Source organism: Streptomyces sp. NPDC002490, assembly GCF_040296045.1.
Classification (GTDB): Bacteria; Actinomycetota; Actinomycetes; order Streptomycetales; family Streptomycetaceae; genus Streptomyces.
In genome coordinates this window covers 19,400-44,460 of sequence record NZ_JBEOWM010000007.1, presented here as the reverse complement: position 1 = coordinate 44,460, position 25,061 = coordinate 19,400, and the positions used below count along the sequence as shown (strand labels likewise).

Below are 25,061 nucleotides of genomic sequence, written 5' to 3'. Positions count from 1 at the left end.
TTTCAGTGGCCCTCGCGATCGTCAAGCGGGCGAATCGGCCGACCTGTCGTGCGCCGCCGCGCAGCTGGTGGTCGGGGTGGCGCCCGAGGCCGCGCGGGGGTTTGCTCCGGTGACGCGACGGGGCGGGGCGAGCGGGGCGACGGGCACATCCGAGCGAGGGGTGACGGCCCGGTGCGGCCCCGTCGCCCCACGGGTGTGGTGGGCGTGCGACCTGGTTGACGGGGCGGCCCGAAACCTGGTTCCCCCTCGCCCGGGTGGCTACGATGGGACCACCGTGCGCCCGTCGGTGCGGACCCGCGGACGAGAAGGGTGGACGATCGCCCCATGGCCGACCCGGCCGAAGTGATAGACGACCTCGAATCCCTGTTGGCGGACCTCTCCGCACTGCCCTTCGAGACGGTGGCGGAGTTGCCGGCCTCGGCTCTCGGGTGCGCGCTGCGCCGACTCCACGAGGCGGCGCGGACCCCGGACCGGATGTTCGCCTCGCAGTACCAGGATTCCCTGTAGCGGTCCGGGACGGATCGATCGCCCACCCCACGCGTCCGGCGGGGTCCGGCCGGTCCCGGACGTCCAGAAGTGGAGCGACCACCATGGCAGTTGAGGCCGGCAGCGAGATCCTCCGGGGCCCGCGCGTCACCCTGTTCTGTTCCCCGACGGAGAACATCGGCCAGACCACCACGGTCCTCAACACCGCACTCGTCCTCGCTGAGGCCGGCCGCCGCGTCCTCGTGGTCGACGCGGCGGTGAGCGGGGGCGCCCGGGTCGGCGCCGCACGCTACCTCGGTGCGCTGCCCGACGTGCGGCGCGAGGTGCCGCCAGGCACGCTGCCCGGCACCGGACTGCCCCGCCCCACCCGGTGGAGCCTGGTCACGCAGGGGGCTTCCCTGTCGCTGGACGTGCTGACCACCCGGGACGCCTCGGACCTCGCCGACCTCCCGGTCCGACAGCGCGGAACCGCCGCGGGACGGGCGCACCTGGCCCAGTACGACGACGTCCTGATCGACGCGCCGGTGACCCGCACCGCCGAGGACCACGCCGTCCTCGGACCGCTGCCGCACGTCATCGCGGCCTGCTTCACCCTCAACTCCTGGCTGATCGAAGGGGCCGCGGCACTCGCCCGGGGACTGCGCCGCCACGCCTCCGGACGGGTGGGGGTGCTCGCGGTGGGGCTGAAGGCCGACAGTCGGACCAGCGACCAACTGCGCATCGCCCGGGCCCTGATCCGGGACTCCTTCGACCCCTTCGGCGACGGTGCGGGCGCCCACTACGTGGAGTTCCCCTACGACCCGCTGTACACCCAGTCCGACACCCTGGCCGTGGTCGAGGAGCGCGACGGCGCGCCGGGCGAGGGGGAGGGCCTGCGGCCCGGCTTCCTGCAACTCGCCGCCGAACTCGCCCGCTCCCGGGCCGTGGAACTGCGTCGGGTGACCCTGCTGCACACCTGCCGCCACCTGGCCTGGGCGGAGTGGGTGGAGGCCCAGTTGGAGGCCCGCGGCATCGCGGTGCGCAGGTTCGGCTTCGCCACCTACAGGGGGGAGGTGCCGGCGCCCGGCAGCATGCTGCTCGCGCTCTCCCCCATCGGGGTGACCCCGGAACAGGCCGACCGGCTCGCCACCCTCTCCCACCCCGACGTGCGCATGGTCCTCGTCGACGAGGAGCCGCTGCCCCGCGGGCTGGGCCACCACGAACAGATCGTGCTGCGCCGGCTCACCGAACCGGAGGCGCTGCTCCGGCTGCGCCGCGGGCTGCGGTTGCCGCCCGGCGGCGAACGGTCCGTCGCGATGCGCCGCTTCCCCCGGTTGCCCGCCCGGCACAACCTGCGCCCCCGCAACCTGGGCTTCGTGGGCCGGGACGAGGTCTTCGAACGGATCAGGGCGGTGCTCGACGCGGCGGAGCGGGCCCGCAGCCACTGCGTCCTGATCGGCGCGCCCGGCGTCGGCAAGAGCCAGTTCGCCCTGGAGTACTGCCACCGCTTCCCCGGGGAGTACGACGTGGTGTGGTGGGTGCGGGCCGACGGCGCGGGCGCCGTCCGCCGCAGTCTGACCCAGCTCGCGGAGCGGCTCGGCGTGCCCACCGTGGGGGACGTGCCGAGCCGGGTGCTGGACCACCTGCGCTCCGCCGGCGCCGGCTCCTGGCTGCTGATCTACGATGACGTCCGGGACCCCGAACTCCTCTTCGACACACGGCTGTTGCCGCCCTCCGGAGACGGCGGGCACGTGCTGCTGACCGCCCGCCGCTCGGCCGGTCTGCCGGCCCGGCACCGGCTGGACCTCGCCTCGTTCTCCGAGTCGGAGAGCCGGGACCTGCTGGCCGGCCGGGTGCACGGGCTGACCGTCGAGCACGCCGACCGGATCAGCCGCACCGTCGCCCACGTCCCCCTGCTCGTCCATCTGGCCGCGGCCTGGGTCGAGGTCCGCGCCTCGCTGCTCACCACCCTCAACCGGCCCCGCACCGAGGCCGTCGAACGGGCGGTCGGGGAGTTCGGCGACGCCTTCCTGTCCCAGCAGCAGGAGTTGCTGGGACGGCACAAGGAGGTCTCGCTGTCCCGGGTCATGCTGGAGGTCTCCCTGCGGGCGCTGCGCGACTCCCCCGCCGCCGAGGCGTGGAGCCACGAGCGGGGCGACAGCGCCGTCACCCGGTGGTTGCTGGAGTGCTGCGCGCTGCTCACCGGCCCCGGGGCCAGCCTGCAACTGCTGCGCTCCGCGCAGATGCAGTACGCGCTGGCGCAGCGCACGGCCGCCCCCGGCGACGCACCCGACGCGTCGATCAGCGATGCGCTGATGGTCGACGTCGCCCTGTGGACCACCGCCCGCTACGGCCTGGTGGAGGTCGACTTCGCCCGCCCCGAGCGTCCCGTCCGCCAGCACCAGGTGTTGCGGGACGCGGTGCTGGCCCGGATGGGCGCCGCCGAGCGGCGCCGGCGCGAACACGAGCTGCGGGCGGTCGTCGCCGGCTTCTCGCACGCCGAGCCCCGGGGCCGCGCGGGCACCGACTTCAGCGACCAGCAGGCCCGGCAGCTGACCGCGCTGCGGATCTGGGAGGACCCCCGGCCCGAGGTGCGCAGACGCCTCATCGACCACCTGCTGAACCTGGCCCGGACCCGGGACGAACTGCGGCTGCGGGAGGTCCTGGAGCTGGGCGGGCGGGCGCACAAGCACTGGCAGGAGGACGAGCCCTCGGCCGAGTACCTCCGACTGCACCAGGTGATGGCCGCGGCGCTGCGCGTCCTCGGGGAGTACGCGGAGGCGTCCCGGCACGCCCGGCTGGCGCTGCGCGGCTACCGGTCGACCTTCGGCGTCAACCACCCCCGCACCCTGCTGTCCGCGGACGCCTACGGGGCGCTGCTCCGGGCCGACGGGCACTTCGCGGACGCCCTGGCCGAGGGCCACCACGTCCACCAGCGGGTGCGCGAACTCCTCGGCCCCCACCATCCGACGACGGCGCAGGCCGAGCACAACCTCGCCCTGTCCGAATCGCTGGTCGGCAAGGTGGCCTCCGCGCTGGACCGGCTCCAGGGCCAGCTGAACCGGCGGCGGGCGATCGGCGGCCCCGACGACCCGGCCGCCTGGAGCGTGGTCGTCCCGCTCGCCGCCGCCCAGCGGGCCCTCGGCCAGGACCGGGAGGCATACGACCTGCTCAAGCAGTACGTGAGTTGGCAGAGCGGGGCCACCGGGGCCCGCATCCCGTACGCGGAGCTGGCCCGGGTGGAGACCGGGCTGGCCGTGTGCGAACGCCGGCTGGGGAACCCGACCGGGGCGTGGGAGCGGGACGACCGGGTGCTGCGGGAGTGCCTGCGCCAGCTCGGGGCGTCCAACCCGGTCACGGTGCGCACCCGGTTCGGCCTCGCGAGCGACCTGCACGCACTGGGCCGGCAGGACGAGGCGCTGGACCAGTCGGCCCGGTGCCTGAGGGCCCTGGACACCAGCATGGGCACCGACCACCCCTACACCCACCTGGCGCGCATCCGGCACGCCGTGCACGAGCGGGGGGCGGGACGGCTGGAAGCGGCCCTGGAGGGCGGCGGGCACGCCTACCGGCGGTTGGAGGCGCGGCTGGGGCCCACCCATCCGTGGACGGTCGCCGCGGCCTCGGCGCTCGCCGGGTCCCTGGTCGCGGACGAGGCCTACGAGGAAGCCGAGTGGCTGGAGGAGCGGGCCCTGGACGGCTTCGAGGAACTCCGCATGACCCAGCACCCGTCGCGGGCGGTGGTCGCGGCCAACCTGCTCGACACGCGGGCCCGGTTGGACACCGGACGGCCCGCGCCGGGCGTGCGGCGGGCCGACGTCGATCTGGAGCTGCCCGGTGTATGACGGAGACGGTGCGGGCAGGCCGCACCGAGGGCACGGGCGAGGGAGTGACAGGACGTGAGTGCAGAACACGGTCCCGGGGAACGGGAGTCCGCCGTCCTCGACCCGCTGTACGCGGAGCACTGGGACCGGGCACCGTTCGCCGAGGTCAGCGAGCGCTGCGAGCGCACCGTGGCCGGCTGTCCGGCGCTGCGGTCGCTGAGCTACTTCAACAACGGCATCGTGGACTTCGTGGTCCGGCCGGCCGGGGCCCGGCCGCTGTCCGGCGGGCGGGAGTCGGACCTGCCGATCGACGTGGAGAGCCGGCCGGGCAACCAGCTCGTGCTGAGCATGGAGACCTTCGACAAGGCGTTGGCGCCCCTGCTGACCGGTTCGCTGATGCGGATGGTGGTCGCCACCCCCTCCGGCGGGCTGTACTGCGGACGGGTGAAGGAACAGCAGCACCTCGTCGGGGTCTCGCTGCGCGGGGACGGCGTGGCGCCCATGGACCGGGCCCTGAACGACCTGGTGACGGACATCCGGGTGCACGTGCTGAGCCGTTCGGCGGAGAACCCCGGCGGCATACCGGATCAGCCGTACCACACGCCGGACGGCACCGTGGAGCCGCACTTCACGGCGGGTGCGCGGGTGGACGAGCCGATGGTGGCCAGGTTGCGCGGGATCTGGGGGCGCCACCTCAACCCGGTGGACCTCCAGTACCTGGGGTACTACGAGGACTGGCGGTTGACGTGCGTGGGCGACGCCTTCGACGACCCCCGGATAGGGAAGCGGTTCCTGAACATCAAGCCGGCGGCACGGCGTCGCAAGTACCGCGACCTGGCCGACCGACTGCGGGACGACATCGCCCGGCTGAGGGACATGCTGCTGTTGGTGAGCCAGGAGCCGATGGACCGGCTGGTCCTGGACGTGGAGGAGGGCTGCGTCTTCTTCCACTGGCTGCCCGGTGGCCGGGGCGGCGACTTCGTGTGCGGGGTGACGCTCGACCAGCACGAGGTGGGCAACGCGGAGCGCCGGTTGCGGGAGTTGGTCAGCGAACTGCCGCGGAGGGCGCCCCGCCCCCGTTCCGGCCGTTGGTGACCGACGCCAACACGGTGGCCTGCACCCGCTCGGCCAGGGTGCTCAGCATCTCGGCGACCTGAGTGCTGCGCACTTCCCGGGTGCCGCGGTCCAGGGCGTCGGGTCCCGGCGGCAGGGTGTCGGGACGGATCTCCGGCAGCACCTCCACGGTGATCTCGAAGCTGCGGCACAGCACGAAGAGGCTGTTGCGCTCCTCCTCGGTGGGGTCCGCGTCGCCGTCGGCGACGGTGGCGAGCCAGTCGCCGACGCTGTCGCGGAAGGTCCGGATGAGCATGCGGACCAGGGTGGTGACGCCGATCGCCTGGAACTGCGGTGCGGTGAAGGTGACGCGCTGGGGGCGGCCGTCCGGGGGAGCCATGCCCGTCGCGTCGACGCCGAGCGAGCGGCGCAGGTCCACTGGCTCGCCCATGAGCCGGTCGAGGGCGTCCACCGCTTCGGTGAACAGCCTGCGCACCGTCTGCGGGAGGGCGGCTCCCCCGCCGTCGCCGGCGGAACCCGGCCCGCCGTCCGTGCGGACGGGCGCCAGGGCCAGGCGTTCGAGGCGGGCGTCGAGGTGCTCGATGCGCTCCAGGGTGCCGCTCTGCTGCTCGGTGACGCGGCCGAGCCGGGCCCGCACCTGGTCCAGGGTGCTTTCGCGCTGGGCGGCTTCCAGCCGGCGGGCGAGGACGTCCACGGCGTGGTCGAGCCGTTCGGCGAACCCGGTGTCGGTGACCACGACGGGCGAGGTGCGGGTGGTCTCCGCGATCCGGTCGCGCATCGCCCGGGAGACGTATCCGTTGGCGACCACCAGGATCTCGCACTCGCCGCGGGGGAACGCCCGGTGCGCGGCACGAGTGACCCGGCCGATCCGTTCGACGTCGTACGGCTCCAGCACGGACGCGGCCGGCAGCACTCCGAGGACGGCTCCGGCTCCCACCCGTACCCAGTAGGCGACCTCCCGGGTCCCGGGCGGGGCGGGGTCGCCGAGCTCCGGGGGCCGGGACTCGCGCCGCCACTGTCCCTGGGCGAGGGCGCGTTCGACGGTGCGCAGGACGTCGGCGTCGGCCCGCTGCTCGTACATCTGCCGTACGGCCGCGTGCACCCGGGCGACGTCCACCACGGGGGCGACCTCGGGCGGCGGGCCGGTGGCGCCCTCGGCGGCCGTGACCGCGGCGGCGGCCTGCACGGCGAGCGCGTCCCGGGTGAGCTGCCACGCCTGGCGGCAGACCTTGAGCACTTCGCGCGGGACGCCGTTGGAGAGTTCGGCGACCGCGGCGACGGCCTCCGGGGTGAAGGGCGTGACGAGCACCTCCTCGGTGTCGTCGCGGGTGGGCGCCTCGGTGGTGTCGAAGTCGCTGGGGTCCGTGTGGTCCTCGTGCCCCGGGCCGGCGGCTTCCGCCCCGGGGCGGAAGCCGCCGACGCGGAGGTAGCCGCTGACGAGCCGGGCGGTCTCGGGTCCGTCGAGCCCGGTGGGCCAGAGCTGGAGCACCCGCTCGTGGAGTCCCTGCGGCATCCGGCTCCAGGGTTCGGGCTGGATGCACATGACCAGCAGCCCGTCCTGGTTGACGTAGGTGTTGACGAGCTTCTCGAAGCCGTTCATGAACTCGCTGCGTTCGCGCTGCGGCCAGCTCAGGACCGTCTCCAGCGCGTCGATGACCAGGACGTACCGCTGGCCCACCCGGCCTTGGAGGAAGCTGAAGACACAGAGCGCGTCGAAGACCGCCTCGGTACTGTCGATGGGGCCGTCGATGCCCCTCTCCCGCAGTGCTTGGCTGGGCTCCGCGGCGGTCAGCCAGTCCCACACCTCCCGTTTGAAGTCGCCCTCCAGGAGCAGGGCCAGGGCGACGGCGAACCTCCGGTGGTCGACCGCGACCCGCAGGTGCTCGCGCAGGTGCCGGTGCATCAGTTCCTTGTCGATGCCGAACGCCTGGATGACCTTGCGCGGGTCGAAGGTGCCGTCGCTGAGTCCGGCGATCACGGCCTTGTGCTGGGGGCCGATGTGGAGGTCCGCCGCATCGGGCCCGGTCAGGAGCTCCACCACCACGTTGGCGTAGTAGGCGGAGACCACCCGCTCGAACGCGATCCGGGCCTCGGTCTCGTGGCGCAGGCTGACCATGCGGTTGCGGTAGACCACGACCAGGTCGAGGGTGGGCTGGTTGATGACCCAGAGCGGGATGGAGGCGTCGGCGCGGATGGCGGCGGTCACCTCCCGGGCCATGTGGGTCTTGCCGACGCCGAAGTCCCCGACCAGGGCCACCGCGCGCCCCAGGTCGCCGCCGGGCCCGGGGCGTTCCAGGTACTCGGCGACCTGGCGGCGGAGCCGGGCGAGTTCGGCGGTGACGATCGTCGGATACCGCTTGGGCCGTCGGGTGCCCATGCGTACCGCGTCGGCGAAGCTGCCCAGCTGCACGACCGGACTGGAGGGGAAGGGGTTGTCCTTCCGCAGGAGGTCGTCGGTCTGGCTCATCGTCGGTGGTCCTTCCCGGGCCGTGCGGTCAGCTTCAGAACTTCAAGGCCGACGGGTCGACCAGGGACCGGCGTTCGGTGAAGCGGCGCAGGCGATTCATCCTGACCGCGGCTTCCTGATTCCGGATCGCCTCGTCCGACACATCGTGCAGGAATCCCTGCAATTGTCTGACATTTCTGTACAGATGCCGCTCTGGGCGGTTCTGAATGACTTCATCCGCAAAGGTGATGCTGTCCCCCGGAAGTCCATCAACCACTGTACGGCGCTCGATGAACACATCCCAGTCCTCGACGTTCACCAATCCCATCTCCAGAAGCGTCAGATGGGGTTCGCGCACGCCCTCGAACTCCATCTCCAACTCTTCCCGGAGTCCGGTGTGCGAGGTCTCCAGGAAGAAGACGATGAAGGGCTGGGCCCAACTGTGGAAACTGCTGACGAACTGGGTGGTCAACCCGTTGTCCAACCAGCGCATGTCCGGAACGATGACCAGCAGAATGCGTGGCAGAACGCTCAGGCGCTCACTGATGTCCTCATAGACGTGGGAGAGGTCATCGTCATTTCTTCGACTCTGGTCGAATCCCTGCCAGAATTCCTCGTCCCGGCTGAGCCTTTCCAATACGCGATCGGCGATCTTCCGGTTGAGTTCATCCACGGTACTCCTGCGGCCATTGCGGCGGCTGAATCCGTTGTCCTCGTTCCGGAAGCCGACCAGGGGAATGATCTCCACCCCCGGATAACCGTCCCGGGGCGACCACATTTCCGTTCCGTCCTCGTCCTGCAACCCTCTCCGGGTCTGCTGGACGGCGGTCGGGGCGAGCCGTCTGGCCAGGTCGTCCACGCACCGGTTGAGCAGGGAGGTCTTGCCCGTGCCGCCGGAACCGCTGACGACCACGACGTGGCCGTGGTTGCTGGTGTCGGCGAGCACCACCGGGTCGGGCCCCTGCTCGACGAACCGCTTGAACAGCACCTCCGTGTGGTCCACCGGCACCCACAGGTCGGCATGTCCGCGGATCCACCACGGGGTGAGCGGTGCGTCCGCCTCCCAGCGGACCAGACCCGGGTGCCCGGGACCCCGTTCGTAGCTCACGGGCACCCCGAAGGGGTTGAACGAGACCCCGTCCGAACTCCGCTGCTCCGGCAGCGGTGTCGACGACGCCACGTCATCGGATGGGCTCATCGACCGTCACCCCCTCCTTCGGATCGTCCCCGCAGCCGACGTGCCGCACGCACCCCGACGGCCCCGGCGCGCGCCGCACCCCGCAGGGCGCGTCGGGTGTGCCACACCATGAACGAGGCGTTCAGCGCCTCGGTTCCGGCCACGGCGTCCGAAAGGAGGGTCCGTTGCCGGGTCGCTTCGGCGCGCAACTGGTCCACGCCGAGCGGACTGTACCCGCGTGCGCCCGCGCGCACCGAGGTGGCGAGCGGCTCGGGGAGCGGCAGGTGCTCGGCGAGGGCGAGGGCGTGCCGGCGGCGGGAGCCGGTGTCCCGCAGTCCGCGCAGTGCGGTGGCGAGTTCGGCCCGGCAGCGCCCCACCTCCTCGTGGGGGGTGCTGGCCCCGGTCTGCCAGCCGGCGAGGTACGTCTCGGCGGCGTAGGAGTAGGCGTGCACGGCGGCGGTGAGCGCCTCGGCGCGTTGCCGGCGGTAGGTCGCACCGCGTTCGACGGCGCTGCCCAGCACCGTGAACGCGGCGGCGACGGCGGCCAGCAGCAGCCCGGTGGCCAGTCCCCCAGCAGGGTCGCCGCCCTTGTCCGGGGCGTCCCCGTTGGCCGCCATCACCGTGCGGCACACCCGCCGGAAGTCCTCGGGGTGCCGCTCGGCCCACTGCTGGACCGTCAGCTCCCCGCCCGAACCGGGTCCGGTGCGCACCTGCTCGCCCTCGCCGGGCACCGCGGTCACGGTGCCGAGGCGGACGGCGGCGGTGACCACCTCGGCGCGGCGGTCGTCGGCGAGGCAGTACACGCGGTGCAGGTCGTCCTCGCTGCCGGCGGCGAGGGCGGGCTGTGCGGCGGTCAGCAGCACCGCCCCGGTCAGCAGGAGGACGGTCGTACGGGCACGGGCGGGACGGCGGGGTGCGCCGGTGGTCATCGGGGTTCCGTCCGGTCAGGGGCGTGCGGTGTCTCCGGCGGGGCGGGCGGGGTCGTGGCGGACGGGCGGTTCGGCGGGCGCGGCGTGCTCGGGCGTCCGGGCCGGCGGGGCGGTGGCACCGGGGTGTTGCAGGGGCTGGTCCCCGGGCGCCGAACGGGGGGTGCGCTGGTGCTGGGGCGACGGGTCGTCCACGGGCGGGCGCGGGGTGCGGGCGCCGAGGGCGTGCCACAGGCCGCCGGCCGTGTAGTGCAGGGTGTTGACGACGAGGACGGCCGGACCGACGATCGCCACCGTGCCGGGGAAGTCGGGCTCCAGGGCGAGGGCCAGGATCACGGCGGTGATGCCGTTCTGCTGGCCGATCCCGAGGTGGACCCGGTCGTCCCGGCCGAGGCCGGGGAAGAGCAGCGGGGCGATCAGCAGCCCGATGACGGCCTGGGCCCCGAAGGCGGCGAGCCCGAGGACGAGCCCCGGACCGAGGGCGATGCCGTCCGCGAGGAGCAGCCCGAGGACCAGTGCGGCCAGCACGAAGGCGACCGTGACGGCGCGGTCGACGAGGGCGGCGTACCGGCCGGTGCGCACCACCAGCCCGAGCCCGGCGACGGCGAGCATCAGCATGTACGGCGCGGCCACGGCCACCACCAGCACGACCAGCAGCAGGGCCAGCGCGTCGGTGCGGCCGGGGCGGGCGGGGCGCTCCGGCCGGGCGCGGGCGCCCCGGTGCAACAACTGCCAGAGGCCGGCGGCGACGGCGAAGAGCAGCAGGTTGCCGCCGAGGGTGAGGGCGTGGGCCGCGAGCCCTTCGCCGGTGGCGGCGGCCGGGGCGCCCTCCCGGCCGGCGAGCCGGAAGGCGACGACCGTGGTGGTGAGGGTGAGCAGGACGGTCACCGGGTCGTCGAAGGACGCCCAGACGGAGAGCAGGTTCTTGGCGCGCGGCGACATCCGGCTGCTCCGGGTCATCGCCGCCACGGAGAGCGGGTCGATCTGGGCGACGGCGATGCCGAGGACGAGGTACTCCGGTTCCCGGAAGAGGGCGACCATGACGCCGGCGATCAGGGCGGCCTTGAGGAGCACGCCCAGGGTCACCGTGAGCAGCAGGGCCCGCAGGTCCCGGCGGACCTCCCGCAGGTCGATCGCGTGCGTGCTGCCGTAGAGGCCGACGGCGAGGAGGAGCCCGGCCAGGACGGGGTACCACGGCGTCGCGGTGAGCGCACGGGGGTCGAGGAGGTGGCCGGCGAGCAGGCCGGCGGCGACGGCGGCACTGGCGGCGACCAGGGTCCGGGGCACGGCGGGGCGACGCCCGTCAGGACGTAAGAAGCGCTTCCTCACGTGTCGTTCCCCCGTTCCTCGTCGGCACCGCCCCCACGGGTGCGCCGGGTCCTCGTGGGGTGCGGCCGGGGCACGGGGCGTGCCGTCGGGCCGGACCGGTCGGGGCACCGTCCGTGCGGGCGCTTCATCATGCCGTACGGGGCGGGGAGTTCGCCGCGCGACCTCGACGGTTCCCGGTCCGCGGGCCCGGGCCTCCTGTTGCCCCGGCCGGCACTCGTTCAAAAGTGCCCGGTGGGCGGGCGAATCTCAAGGGGCCCCGGACCGTCGGCTCCCGGTGTCGGGAGCCGGGGGGCGCTCGTGGTGGCGCCGCCCGCGCGGACCCGCTGGAGGTTCGCTCCGCCGCGCGCCCCGGGTGCTTCCGGTGGAGGCGCTTCTCGTCAACGCGCCGCCGGGCCGGCTCCGTACGGGGGAATTCCCGGTACGGAGCCGGCCCGGCGTGTCGGGCGCGGGTGGTTCAGGAGACCGCCGCGTCGGACGGCTCCTCGGCGGAGACGTCCTCCAGCTTCTGGCCGCGCAGGGTGAACCAGGCGGCCACGGCGGTGGCCAGCAGCACCAGGGCGCCGACGCCGGCCGCGAGGCGCATGCCGTCCACGAACGCGTCCTGGGCGGCCGAGACGAGCGCGTGGGCCTGCTCCGGCGGGAGGGCGCTCGCCGCCTGGACCGCTCCGCCGAGGGACTCGTGGGCGGCGTCCGCGATCTGCGGCGGGGTCCCCGGCGGAGACGTGAACCCGCGGTAGACGCCGGTGAGGATCGAGCCGAGCAGGGCGATGCCGAGGGCGGCGCCGAGTTCGTAGGCGGTCTCGGAGACGGCGGAGGCGGAGCCGGCGTGCTCCTTGGGCACGCTGGAGAGGATCACGTCCGCGGTGACGGTGAACGAGAAGCCCGCGCCGAGACCGACGACCAGCAGCGACGCCCCCAGGATCGGGTAGTCGGTGGTGCGGTCGAGGAAGGCGAGCGCGCCCAGGGCCAGGCCGATCGCGGCGAGGCCCGCGGCGACCACCGCGCGCACCGAGTAGCGACGGGCCATCCGGCCGGCGATCAGACCGGCGACCACCGCACCGAAGGCGGCCGGCAGTTCGGCCACGCCGGCCTGGAGCGGGCCGCGCCCCTGGACGAGTTGGAAGAACTGGGACAGGAAGAAGACGATGCCGGCCAGGCCCAGGATGGTGAGGAGGTCCGCGAGGACCGCGCCGGAGAAGCCCCGGTGCTTGAACAGCCGCATGTCCAACAGCGGATCGGTGAGGGTCAGCTGGCGCCGGACGAACAGGTACAGGGCGAGCGCGCCGACCAGGGCGGCACCGGCCGAACCCACCGAGACGCCGTGTGCGGCGGTCTCCTTGATCGCGTACACCACGCCGATCATGCCGACCAGCGAGAACAGGACGCTGGTCATGTCCCACGGGCCGGGGTTCGGGTTGCGGGACTCCGGCAGGAGCTTCACTCCGACCAGGACGAGGACCGCCATCACCGGGAGGTTGATCAGGAAGACCGAGCCCCACCAGAAGTGTTCGAGCAGGAACCCGCCGACCACGGGGCCGACCGCGGCGCCCGCGGAGGCCGCGGCGCCCCAGATGCCGATGGCGAGGCTGCGCTCGCGGGGGTCGTGGAAGAGGTTGCGGATCAGCGCCAGGGTGGAGGGCATCAGCGTCGCACCGGCGACACCGAGCAGCGCCCGGGCCAAGATCAGCATTTCGGGTGAGGTGGCGTACGCGTTGAGGACGGACACCGCGCCGAAGGCGACGGCGCCGATCAGCAGCAGCTTCTTGCGGCCGATGCGGTCGCCGAGGCTGCCCATGGAGACCAGCAGACCGGCGATGACGAACGAGTAGACGTCACCGATCCACAGCAACTGGGTGCCGGAGGGGGCCAGGTCCTCGCTGATGTAGGGGGTGGCGAGGCCCAGCACGGTCGCGTCGACCGCGACGAGCAGGACGGCGAGCACCAGGACCGCGAGGGCGATCCACCGCCCCGGCCCGCGCTCGTGGGTCTCCGGCCCGTTCGCGGGCCGCTTCTCGCTGGTCATGGGGTCAATCTCCGTCGTACTCCGCCGAGCAGCAACTCGACGATCATGGGTTGGAAGTCCTTGCGGGCCGTGCGTCCGCTGGCCACGGCCCAGGAGGCGGAACTGAGGAGCCCGTAGAACGCCTCGCTGAGCCAGGCGGCGCCGAGGTCGATGCGGAACTCGCCGTTCTCCTGGCCGCGGCGGAACAGGCCCTCGATCCGGTGGTCGAGCCGGCCCCAGCCTTCGTTGACGGCTTCGCCCTCGAAGAGCTGGTTCTCGGTGATCAGGAAGGCGATCAGCCCGGCCGAGGGCTCCGCGGCGGCCACCAGCCGCCGCAGGGCGGACTCGGCGGTGCCCTCGTCGAGACGTGCCTCGTCGAGGGCCGCCTCGCAGGCGCGCAGCCCGAAGTCCTCCAGGGCCCGGATCAACGCGTCCCGGCCCGCGAAGTGGCGGTGCAGGGTGGCGCGGCTGATGCCGGCGGCCTTCGCCACCTCGTCCAGGGTGGCGGTGGCCTTGCGGGTGAGGAGTGCGGCGGCACTGCACAACACGTCTTCGCGATCGACAGCCATGAGACAACCATAGCCCACATGAGACATCAACGTCTTATCGCGAGGGGCGGACGCACCACGGGCCCGGTCGCTCGGCACCGTGGTGGACGGATGCCGGGCGACCGGGCCCGAGCGTGCGGGACCGCGGAGGTGCGCCTACTGCTGCGGGACGGACTGCCCCTCGGGGTCGACCCACGCCCGCTGCACCGCGAGGTCGAACTTGACCTCGACGAGCTGGAGGGCGACCGCGGAGGGCGCGGTGCCGCCCCGCCCGTTGCGGGCGGCGAGGGCACCGGGGACGTCGAGCACCGAGCGGACCTCCGGCGTCAGGTGCGGGGAGATCTTCGCGAACTGCTCGTCGGTGAGCTGGTCCAGCTCGATCCCGTGCGCCTCGCACTCCTTGACGCACCCGCCCGCGACCTCGTGCGCGACCCGGAACGGCACCCCGCGCTTGACCAGCCACTCCGCGATGTCGGTGGCCAGCGAGAACCCGGCCGGAGCCAGCTCCTCCATCCGCTCCCGGTTGACGGTGAGGGTGGCCATCATGCCGGTGAAGGCCGGCAGCAGCACCTCCAGCTGGTCGCAGGAGTCGAAGACCGGCTCCTTGTCCTCCTGGAGGTCCCGGTTGTACGCGAGCGGCAATGCCTTCAGGGTGGCGAGCAGCCCGGTCAGGTTGCCGATCAGCCGGCCGCTCTTGCCCCGCGCCAGTTCGGCGATGTCGGGGTTCTTCTTCTGCGGCATGATCGACGAGCCGGTGGAGAACGCGTCGTGCAGGGTGACGAAGGAGAACTCCTTCGTGTTCCAGATGATGACCTCCTCCGCGATCCGGGAGAGGTCGACGCCGATCATCGCCGTGATGAACGCGAACTCCGCCACGAAGTCGCGGGCGGCGGTGCCGTCGATGGAGTTGCCCGACGAGCCGCGCTCGAAGCCGAGCTCACGGGCCACGGCCACCGGGTCGAGGCCGAGCGAGGAGCCGGCGAGCGCCCCGGAACCGTACGGGGAGACGGCCGTGCGCCCGTCCCACTGGCGCAGCCGCTCGGCGTCCCGGGAGAGCGCCTGGACGTGGGCGAGCACATGGTGGGCGAAGAGCACCGGCTGGGCGTGCTGGAGGTGGGTGCGGCCCGGCATCGCCACGTCCGCGTGCGCCTCGGCGAGGCCGACCAGCGCGTCCTGGAGGTCCACCAGGAGCCCGCCGATGATCCGGGCGTGGTCGCGCAGGTACATCCGGAACAGGGTGGCGATCTGGTCGTTGCGGGACCGGCCCGCGCGCAGCTTGCCCCCCAGCTCGGCGCCGAGCCGCTCCAGCAACCCCCGCTCCAGCGCGGTGTGCACGTCCTCGTCGGCGACGGTGCCGGCGAAGGAGCCGTCCGCCACGTCGGCCTCCAGGCGGTCGAGGCCGGCGAGCATCCGCTCCAGCTCGTCCGCGCTGAGGAGGTCGGCCGTGTGCAGGGCCCGGGCGTGGGCGCGCGATCCGGCGATGTCGTACGGGGCGAGCCGCCAGTCGAAGTGGACGGAGGCGGAGAGTTTCGCCAGGGCCTCGGCGGGGCCGTCGGCGAACCTGGCGCCCCAGAGCCGGACGTCTCCGCTGTTGCTGGTCACTGCACTTGCTCCTTGGCTCTGCTGCGATGGGTGGTGCGGGGCCGCGGGCCGCCGGTGCGGGGCCGCGGCCGATGCGCGACCGCCTCCCGGCCGGGGCGGCGAGGAGGCGGTGCGTACGCTACGGGGTCCGGCGGGTGCCGGATCCCGGCTCAGGCCAGGTCGCGCTTGGCGGCGATCTTCGAGGAGAGCGCGAAGATGTCGATGAAGCCCTGCGCCTTGGACTGGTCGAAGGTGTCGCCGGTGTCGTAGGTGGCGAGGTTGAAGTCGTACAGCGACTCCGGGGAGCGGCGGCCCGTGACCACGGCGCGGCCGCCGTGCAGGGTCATCCGGACCTCACCGGTGACGTGCTGGTTGGCCTCCTGGATGAAGCCGTCCAGGGCGCGCTTGAGCGGCGAGAACCACAGGCCGTCGTAGACCAGTTCGCCCCAGCGCTGCTCGACCTGCCGCTTGTAGCGGGCCAGTTCGCGCTCGACGGTGACGTTCTCCAGCTCCTGGTGGGCGGTGATCAGCGCGATCGCCCCCGGCGCCTCGTACACCTCGCGGGACTTGATGCCGACGAGGCGGTCCTCGACCATGTCGATCCGGCCGATGCCCTGGGCGCCGGCGCGCTCGTTGAGCTGCTGGATGGCCTGGAGGACGGTGACGGGCTTGCCGTCGATGGCGACCGGGACGCCCTCCTTGAAGGAGATGAGGACCTCGTCGGCCTCCCGCGCCACCGCCGGGTTCTGCGTGTACTCGTAGATGTCCTCGATCGGGGCGTTCCAGATGTCCTCCAGGAAGCCCGTCTCGACCGCGCGCCCGAAGACGTTCTGGTCGATGGAGTACGGGGACTTCTTGGATGTGGCGATCGGGAGGTCCTTCACCTCGGCGAAGGCGATGGCCTTGTCCCGGGTCATGGCGTAGTCGCGGACCGGGGCGATGCACTTGAGGTCGGGCGCGAGGGCGACGATGCCGGCCTCGAAGCGGACCTGGTCGTTGCCCTTGCCGGTGCAGCCGTGGGCGACCGTGTCGGCGCCGTGCTTCTTGGCGGCGGCGACCAGGTGCTTGACGATCGCCGGGCGGGACAGCGCCGACACCAGCGGGTAGCGGTCCATGTAGAGGGCGTTGGCCTGGATCGCCGGCAGACAGTACTCGTCGGCGAACTCGTCCCTGGCGTCGGCGACCTCCGCCTCCACCGCACCGCAGGCGAGCGCGCGCTTGCGGATGACGTCCAGGTCCTCGCCGCCCTGGCCGACGTCCACGGCGACGGCGATGACCTCGGCGCCCGTCTCCTCGGCGATCCAGCCGATGGCGACGGAGGTGTCCAGGCCGCCCGAGTAGGCGAGTACGACGCGCTCGGTCACGGGTTTCTCCTCACAGTGCATTCGCTGACATGCATGAGTATGCAGTCCTTCGCATGCTTCGTCAATCCCAGGCTTTCGACCTGCACCGACGGACGAGCGCCCGGACGGCCCCGCCCGGGCTGCCGCCGCCGCGCGGGCGCACTACGGTGCGCCCATGCGCACCGGTGTCCCCGCCCTGCTGACCGTCGCCCTCCTCCTCGTGCAGGCCGCCCCCGCCCCCGCCGCCGGGCGCGGGCCGCTGCCCGCCCGGATGACGGACACCGGCGGCGGCAGCCAGCTGATCACCGCGGTCGCCCCCTCCCCCGACGCCACCACCGGCACCCTCACCTGGTGGGACCGGCGGGGCGGACGGTGGACCGCCACCGGAACGGCGCCCGCACGGTTCGGCGCGGGCGGCCTGGTCGAGGGCAGCGTCCGCCGCCAGGACACCCGCACCACCCCCACCGGCCTGTACGGCCTGCCCTTCGCCTTCGGCAGCACGGCGCCCCCGCCCGGCACCCGCACCCCGTACCGTCCGGTGCGCCCCACCTCCTGGTGGTGCCAGGACAACGCCGCCGCGGCCTACAACCGGTGGGTCGACCCGCTGCCCCCGGACTGCCGCGCCGAGGAGGCCGAGCGCCTGCTCGACTACGGCGCGCAGTACGCCCACGCCCTGGTGGTCGACTTCAACTACCACCGCCCGGTGCGCGGCCGGGGCGCCGGCATCTTCCTCCACGTGAACGGCGAGGGCGCCACCGCCGGCTGCGTGTCCGTGCCCGCCCCCGCGATGGCCGCGCTGCTGCGCTGGGCCGAGCCGGCCCGCCGGCCGCACCTCGCCATCGGCACCGAGTCCGGCGCGACGGCCGTGATCCGGTACTGAGACGCACGAAGGCCGGTCGGCCACCGGGGACGCGCCCCGGGAGCCGACCGGCCCGTACCGCCGCCGCGCCCGTCAGCGCGCGTTCTGCGCCAGGCGCAGCAGGTGCTCGGCGAGCGCCTGGCCGCCCTGCGGCTCCCGGCTGATGAGCAACAGCGTGTCGTCCCCCGCGATCGTCCCCAGGATGTCGTGCAGTTCGGCCTGGTCGATGGCGGAGGCGAGGAACTGGGCGGCCCCGGGCGGGGTGCGCAGGACGACGAGGTTGGCGGACGCCTCGGCGGAGATCAGCAGTTCGCCGGAGAGCCGGCGCATCCGTTCCTCCTTCGCCGACTCCCCGAGCGGGGCCCGCGGGGTGCGGAAGCCGCCCTCGCTGGGCACCGCGTAGATGAGGTCCCCGTCGGTGTCGCGGATCTTCACCGCGTTCAGCTCGTCGAGGTCCCGGGAGAGCGTCGCCTGGGTGACGCTCAGCCCGTCGTCCGCGAGGAGCTTGGCCAGCTGGCTCTGGGAGCGCACCGGCTGCCGGTTGAGGATGTCCACGATCCTGCGGTGCCGCGCCGTGCGGGTCTGCGGCACCGCGGCGCCCGTCTGCTCGTTGCCCTGCGCCTGCGTCATCGTCGCTTCATTCTCCGGCTCGTCCGTCCTCGTGGGCTGCGTCGAGGACGCCGGGCAGGGCCTGGAGGAACGCTTCCGCCTCGTCGTCGCGGAGGTTCAGCGGCGGCATCAGCCGGACGACATCGGGGGCGGGCGCATTGACCAGGAGACCGGCGTCCTGCGCCGCGCGCTGCACCTGGGCGGCGCGCGGTTCGGTGAGCACGATACCGAGCAGCAGCCCGGCGCCCCGGACCCGGCGGACCAAGGGGTGCCCCCACGACTCGATCGCCTCGCGCAGCGCGGCGCCCTGCCGCTTGACGTTGGCGAGCAGGTCCTCGCCGGCCAGGGTGTCGAGCACGGCGAGTCCGGCGGCGCAGCAGACCGGGTTGCCGCCGAAGGTGGTGCCGTGCTGACCGGGCCGCAGCAGTTCGGCGGCCGGCCCGAAGGCGAGCACCGCGCCCAGCGGCAGCCCGCCGCCGAGCCCCTTGGCGAGGGTGACCACGTCGGGGCGGACGTCCTCGTGCGCCTGGTGCGCGAACCAGTGCCCGGTGCGGCCCACGCCCGTCTGGACCTCGTCCAGCACCAGCAGGGTGCCGGTGGCCTCGGTGATCGCCCGGGCGGCGGTGAGGTAGCCGGGGGGCGGGACGACCACGCCGTTCTCCCCCTGGATCGGTTCGATGATGACGAGGGCGGTCTCCTCGGTCACCGCCGCCCGCAGGGCCGCCACGTCGCCGTAGGGGACGTGGGTGACCTCACCGGGCAGCGGGCGGAACGGCTCCCGCTTGCCGGGCTGGCCGGTGAGCGCGAGGGACCCCATGGTGCGGCCGTGGAACCCGCCCTCGGTGGCGACCATGTGGGTGCGCCCGGTCAGCCGGCCGATCTTGAAGGCGCCCTCGTTGGCCTCGGCCCCGGAGTTGCAGAAGAACACCCGTCCGTCCCGGCCGGCCAGCTGGAGGAGGCGTTCGGCGAGGGCGACCGGCGGTTCGGCGACGAACAGGTTGGAGACGTGCCCCAGGGTGGCGATCTGACGGCCGACCGCCTCCACGACGGCGGGGTGGCCGTGTCCGAGCGCGTTGACGGCGATCCCGCCGACGAAGTCGAGGTACCCGGTGCCGTCCGCGTCCCACACCCGGGTGCCCTCGCCCCGCACCAGCGGGAGCGCGGGGGTGCCGTAGTTGTCCATCAGGGCGCCCTGCCAGCGCCGGGTCAGCTCCTCGTTGGCGGTGGTCACTGCGTTCCCCCTCCGGTGGTGGCGTGGTGCGGTCGAGCGGCGTCGTCGGGCACGACCATGGTGCCGATGCCCTCGTCGGTGAAAATCTCCAGCAGGATCGAGTGCGGGACCCGTCCGTCGATGACGCGGGCGGTGCGCACCCCGTTGCGGACGGCGTACAGGCACCCCTCCATCTTGGGGACCATGCCGCTGGCCAACTCGGGCAGCAGCTTCTCCAGTTCGCGGGCGGTCAGTCGGCTGATGACCTCGTCGGTGTGGGGCCAGTCCTCGTAGAGGCCCTCGACGTCGGTGAGGACCATCAGCGTCTCGGCGCCGAGGGCCGCGGCGAGCGCGGCGGCGGCGGTGTCGGCGTTGACGTTGTAGACGTGGTCGTCGTCGATCGAGCGGGCGATCGAGGAGACGACCGGGATGCGGCCGTCCGCGAGCAGCGCCTCGACGGCCCCGGAGTCGATGTCGGTGATCTCCCCGACCCGTCCGATGTCGACCAACTCGCCGTCGATCTCGGGCCGGTGCTTGCGTGCGGTCAGGGTGTGGGCGTCCTCACCGGTCAGTCCGACGGCGAGCGGGCCGTGCCGGTTGAGCAGGCCGACCAGTTCGCGCTGCACCTGTCCGGCGAGCACCATGCGGACCACGTCCATGGCTTCGGGGGTGGTGACGCGCAGCCCCGCCTTGAACTCGCTGACCAGGCCCTGTCGGTCCAGTTGGGCGCTGATCTGGGGGCCGCCGCCGTGCACCACGACGGGCTTGAGCCCGGCGTGGCGCAGGAAGACGACGTCCTGGGCGAAGGCGGCCTTCAGCTCGTCGTCCACCATGGCGTTGCCGCCGAACTTGATGACGACGACCTTGCCGTGGTGCCGGGTCAGCCAGGGCAGTGCCTCGATGAGGGTCTGCGCCTTGGGCAGGGCGGTGTGTTTGCGGGTGCTCATGGCTCCTCGGGTTCCTGGGGTGCGGATGTCCACGGCCCGCCGAGGGCGCGGGTGGCGCGGGCGGGCCGGGTCGTGCTCCGTCCGGGCCCCGGGCCGCCGGGGGTGGCCCGGGCGGCCCGGCGGTGGTCAGGAGGAGTACGCGCTGTTCTCGTGGACGTAGTCGGCGGTGAGGTCGTTGGTCCAGATGGTGGCGGACTCCCCGCCGGCGGCGAGGTCGGCGGTGATCACGACCTCCCGGTAGCGCATGTCGACGAGGTCGCGGTCCTCGCCCACGCTGCCGTTCTTGCATACCCACACACCGTTGATGGCCACATTGAGCCGGTCTGCTTCAAAGGCTGCGGAGGTGGTGCCGATCGCGGACAGCACCCGGCCCCAGTTGGGGTCCTCGCCGTGCAGGGCGCACTTGAGGAGGTTGTTGCGGGCGATGGACCGGCCGACCTCGACGGCGTCGGCCTCGCTGGCCGCGCCCACCACGTCGATCCGGATGTCCTTGCTGGCGCCCTCGGCGTCCCCGATGAGCTGCCGCCCGAGGTCGTCGCACACCTCGCGCACGGCCCGGTCGAAGGCGTCCGCGTCGGGGGTGGTCCCGCTGGCCCCGGAGGCCAGCAGCAGCACGGTGTCGTTGGTGGACATGCAGCCGTCGGAGTCGACCCGGTCGAAGGTGACCCGGGTGGCGGCGCGCAGCGCGCGGTCGAGCCCGGCAGCGTCCACGTCGGCGTCGGTGGTGAGGACGACGAGCATGGTGGCCAGTCCCGGGGCGAGCATGCCGGCGCCCTTGGCCATGCCGCCGACGGTCCAGCCGTCCCCGGTGCGGACGGCCGTCTTGTGGACGGTGTCGGTGGTCTTGATGGCGATGGCGGCCTTCTCGCCGCCGTGTTCGCTGAGTTCGGCGGCGGCCGCGGCGACGCCGGGCAGCAGCTTGTCCATCGGCAGGGTCACGCCGATCAGGCCGGTGGACGCCACGGCGACCTCCCCTGCGTTGACCCCGAGGACCGAGGCGACCTGCTCGGCGGTGGCGTGGGTGTCCTGGAAGCCGGTCGGGCCGGTGCAGGCGTTAGCCCCGCCGGAGTTGAGGACCACCGCGGAGACCCGGCCGCCCTTGAGGACCTGCTCGGACCAGAGGACGGGGGCGGCCTTGACGCGGTTGGAGGTGAAGACGCCCGCGGCGGCGAGGCGCGGACCGTTGTTGACGACGAGGGCGAGGTCGGGGTTGCCGTTGCTCTTGATCCCGGCGGCGATGCCGGCCGCCGCGAATCCCTGTGCTGCCGTGACGCTCACTGCATCTCCTTGTCGCTGCCGGCGCGCGCGGGGCGGCCGGGTGTCCGCTTCTCCGCGCGGTCGGCGGGGCGGGGCGCTGGTCCTGGTGGGGCGGGGTGGTGGCTCAGGGGGCGAGGCCGACGGTGGACAGCCCGGTGGTCTCGGGCAGGCCGAGGGCGATGTTCATGCTCTGGATCGCGCCGCCCGCGGTGCCCTTGGTGAGGTTGTCGATGGCGCTCACCGCGATCACCCGCTGCGCGGCCGGATCGTGGACGACCTGGAGGTGCACCGCGTTGGAGCCGTACACCGAGGCGGTGGCGGGCCACTGGCCCTCGGGCAGCAGCCGCACGAACGGCTCGTCGGCGAACGCCTTCTCGTAGGCGGCGCGCACCGCCTCGCCGGTCACCCCCGCCCGGGCCCGGGCGGAGCAGGTGGCGAGGATGCCCCGGGACATCGGCACCAGGGTCGGGGTGAAGGAGACGCTCACCGGCCCGCCCGCCACCGCACCGAGGTTCTGGCTCATCTCGGGGGTGTGCCGGTGGACGCCGCCGACCCCGTACGGGGAGGCCGAGCCCATGACCTCGCTGCCCAGCAGGTGCGGCTTGGGCGCCTTGCCCGCACCGGAGGTGCCGGAGGCGGCGACGACCACGGCCTCCGGCTCGACCAGGCCCGCCGCGTAGGCGGGGAACAGGGCGAGGGTCACGGCGGTCGGGTAGCAACCGGGCACCGCGATGCGCTTGGACCCCTCCAGCGCAGCGCGGCCACCCGGCAGTTCGGGGAGGCCGTAGGGCCAGGTACCGGCGTGCGGGGAGCCGTAGAAGCGCTCCCAGTCGGCCGCGTCGCGCAGCCGGAAGTCGGCGCCCATGTCGATGACGAGCACGTCCGGGCCGAGTTGCTCGGCCACGGCGGCGGACTCGCCGTGCGGCAGCGCCAGGAAGACCACGTCGTGCCCGGCGAGGGCCTCGGGGGTCGTCGCCTCCAGCACCCGCTCGGCCAGCGGCAGCAGGTGCGGCTGGAGGGCGCCGAGCCGCTGGCCCGCGTTGGAGTTGCCGGTCAGCGCTCCGATCTCCACGTCCGGATGCCCGATCAACAGTCGCAGCACCTCGCCCCCGGCGTACCCACTGGCCCCGGCCACCGCCACCCGCGTCGTCATGCCGTTCCTCTCCTCTGGATGACATGACTATACGCAGGCATGCACATTTATGCAATGGAGGCACGGGGGCGGGCACTAGCCTGTGCCGCATGGAGGAGATCGCGGGGGTAGAGGTCATCGCCTTCGGGGACGCCGCGGCGTTCGAGGGCTGGCTGGCCGAGCACCACACGCGCCGGGAGGGCGTGTGGATCAAGGTGGCCAAGAAGAAGTCCGGCATCCCGACGGTCACCGACGACGCATTGGTCGACATCGGGCTGTGCTACGGATGGATCTCCGGACAGCGACGGTCCTTCGACGAGCAGTACTACCTCCAGAAGTACGTACCGCGTCGACCCAGAAGCCTCTGGTCGCAGGTGAACGTGGATAAGGTGGCGGCGCTGACGGCCGCCGGTCGGATGCGCGAACCGGGGCTGGCCGAGGTGCGCAGGGCGCAGGAGGACGGACGCTGGGCCGCGGCCTACGCATCGCAGAGCACGGCGACGGTGCCGTCCGACCTCACGGCGGCCCTCGCCGCCGACCCCCGGGCCCGGGCGGCGTTCGAGGCGCTCGATGGGACCGGCCGCTACCTGCTGGTCCTGCCGCTGCTCCAGGCGCGCACCCCGGAGACCAGGCGGGTCCGGCTGGACAAGGCCCTCCGCCTGCTGCACAGCGGCGACCCGGAGGAGTAGGGCTCCCGCTCCCCGGCGGACGACGGGCCGTCGCCCCGAGGGAGTCGCCCCGTGGACTACAGTGCCCGTGGGTCGTGACTGGCGCTGAGGTGGAGCACCACCGGGGAGCGACCCGGCGAATGCGCCGTTGCCGTGCGCCTGGGCGAAGTGGTCCCACCACGCCCAGGAGGCAGTCGTGTCCCCCACCCGGACGGCACAGCTCATGGACGGCACCGGCCCGGCCCGGCGTCTGCTCGAAGAAACGGCCCGCCGGGCCGAGGAGTTCACCCGGCGCACGGGGACGGAACCGTGCCTGGCGACCGTGCTCGTGGGCGAGGACCCCGCATCGGTCACCTACGTGCGGATGAAGCGGGCCCGCTGCGCGAAGGTCGGCATCCGCTCCCGTCACCTCGGATTGCCCGCCACCACCACGACCGCGGAACTGGTCGACGCGCTCACCGCGCTCTCCCGGGACCCCCAGGTGCACGGCATCCTGCTGCAACACCCCGCGGGCCCGCACATCGACGAGCGGGCGGCCTTCGAGGCCATCGCACCGGAGAAGGACGTCGACGGGGTCACCATGCGCTCCTTCGCCGCGATGGGTTTCGCGCTCCCCGGCTTCGTCTCGTGCACTCCCGGCGGCATCGTGCGCCTGCTGGACGAGTACGACGTGGAACTGGCCGGCAAGCACGCCGTCGTGATCGGCCGCAGCGCGATCCTGGGCCGGCCGACCGGGATGCTCCTGCTCGCGCGGGACGCCACCGTGACGTACTGCCACTCCCGCACCGCGGACCTGTCCGCCCACGTCAGGGAAGCCGACGTGGTGGTCGCCGCGGTGGGGGTACCCCGTCTGGTGCGCGGCGAGGACGTCAAGCCGAGCGCCGTCGTGATCGACGCCGGCTACAACGCGGGCAACGTCGGTGACGTCGACTTCGACGCCGCCCGCACCCGGGCCCGTCTGATCACCCCCGTCCCCGGCGGGGTCGGTCCGATGACCATCGCGGTGCTGCTGGCCCAGACCGTGGACGCCGCCCGGCAGCAGCTCGACGCGTGAGGCCCCGCCCGGGAGCGTGCGGTGCCGCCGGCCGGGCGGAGGGGCGTACGGCATCCCGATGACGTCCGGCGCCGCGGCGCCCTGCGATGTCAGTGCGCCGGGTTAGGGTCCCTCCCACTGTCCCACCCAGCAGGACCGGCCCGGGGAGAACGCCATGAGCAGCGCGGACGACAGCACGAGCAAGGGCTTCACGGCCGAGGAACGGGCCGCGATGAAGGAGCACGCCCAGGAACTGAGGAAGGAGGCGCGCCGCGCCTCCCGGGCCGACAAGGCGGAGGCCGCCGCTCGGGACGTGGTCGCGAAGATCGCCGAGATGCCGGACGCGGACCGGATCATCGCCGAGCGCGTGCACGCCCTCGTCACGGCCAACGCTCCGGACCTGGCGCCCAAGCTCTGGTACGGCATGCCCGCCTACGCCCTGGACGGCAAGGTCGTCTGCTTCTTCCAGGGCGCCGACAAGTTCAAGGCCCGCTACGCGACCCTCGGTTTCAACGACGGGGCGAAGCTGGACGAGGGGGCGATGTGGGCGACCGCCTTCGCCCTGACCGAGGTGACCCCCGAGGTGGAGGCGCGGATCACCGAGTTGGTCCGGCGGGCGGTCGACTGACCC

General features: G+C 73.2%; 20 protein-coding genes and 1 riboswitch. Of the genes, 7 read left to right on the top strand and 13 right to left on the bottom strand.

Going from position 1 to position 25,061, the window contains the following annotated elements:
- Nucleotides 1-324 precede the first annotated feature (324 nt).
- The 3 genes from ABT092_RS06355 (at nt 325) to ABT092_RS06345 (ending at nt 5,384) form a co-directional block, all read left to right on the top strand.
- Nucleotides 325-507, top strand: coding sequence for an FxSxx-COOH-like cyclophane-containing RiPP peptide (locus tag ABT092_RS06355; protein ID WP_351240412.1), 183 nt, complete (start codon nt 325-327; stop codon nt 505-507).
- Nucleotides 508-590: 83 nt separating this feature from the next.
- Nucleotides 591-4,310 (top strand): FxSxx-COOH system tetratricopeptide repeat protein, encoded by a 3,720-nt coding sequence (fxsT, locus tag ABT092_RS06350; protein ID WP_351240410.1) that lies wholly within the window; start codon nt 591-593, stop codon nt 4,308-4,310.
- 54 nt (nt 4,311-4,364) lie between these two features.
- The gene (locus tag ABT092_RS06345; RefSeq protein WP_351240408.1) at nt 4,365-5,384 is read left to right on the top strand and encodes a hypothetical protein; all 1,020 of its coding nucleotides are present in this window, start codon (nt 4,365-4,367) and stop codon (nt 5,382-5,384) included.
- Here ABT092_RS06345 and ABT092_RS06340 read toward each other — a convergent pair.
- From ABT092_RS06340 to ABT092_RS06305, 8 genes are all read right to left on the bottom strand, one after another.
- On the bottom strand, nt 5,335-7,830 hold the full coding sequence (locus ABT092_RS06340) for a hypothetical protein (RefSeq protein ID WP_351240406.1): 2,496 nt from the start codon (nt 7,828-7,830) through the stop codon (nt 5,335-5,337). The two genes, ABT092_RS06345 and ABT092_RS06340, sit on opposite strands and share 50 nt — an antisense overlap.
- A 34-nt stretch (nt 7,831-7,864) precedes the next feature.
- Nucleotides 7,865-9,007 carry a hypothetical protein gene (locus tag ABT092_RS06335; protein ID WP_351240404.1) on the bottom strand — a complete coding sequence of 381 codons (1,143 nt, stop codon included), beginning with the start codon at nt 9,005-9,007 and terminating at the stop codon, nt 7,865-7,867.
- On the bottom strand, nt 9,004-9,915 hold the full coding sequence (locus ABT092_RS06330; RefSeq protein WP_351240402.1) for a hypothetical protein: 912 nt from the start codon (nt 9,913-9,915) through the stop codon (nt 9,004-9,006). Before ABT092_RS06330 ends, ABT092_RS06335 begins: the two co-directional genes overlap by 4 nt.
- Nucleotides 9,916-9,930: 15 nt before the next feature.
- On the bottom strand, nt 9,931-11,241 hold the full coding sequence (locus ABT092_RS06325; RefSeq protein ID WP_351240400.1) for a hypothetical protein: 1,311 nt from the start codon (nt 11,239-11,241) through the stop codon (nt 9,931-9,933).
- Between the two features lie 454 nt (nt 11,242-11,695).
- Nucleotides 11,696-13,264, bottom strand: a complete 1,569-nt coding sequence (locus ABT092_RS06320) for an MFS transporter (protein ID WP_351240398.1) — start codon at nt 13,262-13,264, stop codon at nt 11,696-11,698.
- Nucleotides 13,261-13,812 (bottom strand): TetR/AcrR family transcriptional regulator, encoded by a 552-nt coding sequence (locus ABT092_RS06315; protein ID WP_351240396.1) that lies wholly within the window; start codon nt 13,810-13,812, stop codon nt 13,261-13,263. The genes ABT092_RS06320 and ABT092_RS06315 overlap by 4 nt, the downstream gene beginning before the upstream one ends.
- A 135-nt stretch (nt 13,813-13,947) precedes the next feature.
- Entirely contained in the window at nt 13,948-15,393 is a 1,446-nt protein-coding gene (gene argH, locus ABT092_RS06310; protein WP_351240394.1) for an argininosuccinate lyase, read from the bottom strand.
- A gap of 149 nt (nt 15,394-15,542) precedes the next feature.
- Nucleotides 15,543-16,736 (bottom strand): argininosuccinate synthase, encoded by a 1,194-nt coding sequence (locus tag ABT092_RS06305; protein WP_351240392.1) that lies wholly within the window; start codon nt 16,734-16,736, stop codon nt 15,543-15,545.
- Nucleotides 16,737-16,890: 154 nt separating this feature from the next.
- On the opposite strand from ABT092_RS06305, the gene ABT092_RS06300 reads away from it, so the two are divergent.
- Nucleotides 16,891-17,595: a L,D-transpeptidase family protein gene (locus tag ABT092_RS06300; RefSeq protein ID WP_351240390.1), complete on the top strand. Its 705-nt coding sequence runs from the start codon at nt 16,891-16,893 to the stop codon at nt 17,593-17,595.
- A gap of 72 nt (nt 17,596-17,667) precedes the next feature.
- On the opposite strand, the gene ABT092_RS06295 is transcribed toward ABT092_RS06300, so the two are convergent.
- The 5 genes from ABT092_RS06295 to argC form a co-directional block, all read right to left on the bottom strand.
- Nucleotides 17,668-18,204, bottom strand: coding sequence for an arginine repressor (locus tag ABT092_RS06295; RefSeq protein ID WP_351240388.1), 537 nt, complete (start codon nt 18,202-18,204; stop codon nt 17,668-17,670).
- Nucleotides 18,205-18,211: 7 nt separating this feature from the next.
- Nucleotides 18,212-19,414 carry an acetylornithine transaminase gene (locus tag ABT092_RS06290; protein WP_351240386.1) on the bottom strand — a complete coding sequence of 401 codons (1,203 nt, stop codon included), beginning with the start codon at nt 19,412-19,414 and terminating at the stop codon, nt 18,212-18,214.
- On the bottom strand, nt 19,411-20,340 hold the full coding sequence (gene argB / locus ABT092_RS06285) for an acetylglutamate kinase (RefSeq protein WP_351240384.1): 930 nt from the start codon (nt 20,338-20,340) through the stop codon (nt 19,411-19,413). The genes ABT092_RS06290 and argB overlap by 4 nt, the downstream gene beginning before the upstream one ends.
- A 126-nt stretch (nt 20,341-20,466) precedes the next feature.
- Complete coding sequence (gene argJ, locus ABT092_RS06280; protein WP_351240382.1) at nt 20,467-21,618, bottom strand: bifunctional glutamate N-acetyltransferase/amino-acid acetyltransferase ArgJ; 1,152 nt, start codon at nt 21,616-21,618, stop codon at nt 20,467-20,469.
- 103 nt (nt 21,619-21,721) lie between these two features.
- Entirely contained in the window at nt 21,722-22,750 is a 1,029-nt protein-coding gene (argC, locus tag ABT092_RS06275; RefSeq protein WP_351240380.1) for an N-acetyl-gamma-glutamyl-phosphate reductase, read from the bottom strand.
- Between the two features lie 89 nt (nt 22,751-22,839).
- On the opposite strand from argC, the gene ABT092_RS06270 reads away from it, so the two are divergent.
- From ABT092_RS06270 to ABT092_RS06260, 3 genes are all read left to right on the top strand, one after another.
- Entirely contained in the window at nt 22,840-23,418 is a 579-nt protein-coding gene (locus tag ABT092_RS06270; protein WP_351240378.1) for a YdeI/OmpD-associated family protein, read from the top strand.
- 64 nt (nt 23,419-23,482) lie between these two features.
- Nucleotides 23,483-23,569: riboswitch (ZMP/ZTP riboswitch) on the top strand.
- A gap of 24 nt (nt 23,570-23,593) precedes the next feature.
- Nucleotides 23,594-24,451, top strand: a complete 858-nt coding sequence (locus ABT092_RS06265; RefSeq protein ID WP_351240376.1) for a bifunctional 5,10-methylenetetrahydrofolate dehydrogenase/5,10-methenyltetrahydrofolate cyclohydrolase — start codon at nt 23,594-23,596, stop codon at nt 24,449-24,451.
- Between the two features lie 154 nt (nt 24,452-24,605).
- Entirely contained in the window at nt 24,606-25,058 is a 453-nt protein-coding gene (locus ABT092_RS06260; RefSeq protein ID WP_351240374.1) for an iron chaperone, read from the top strand.
- Nucleotides 25,059-25,061: the final 3 nt, after the last annotated feature.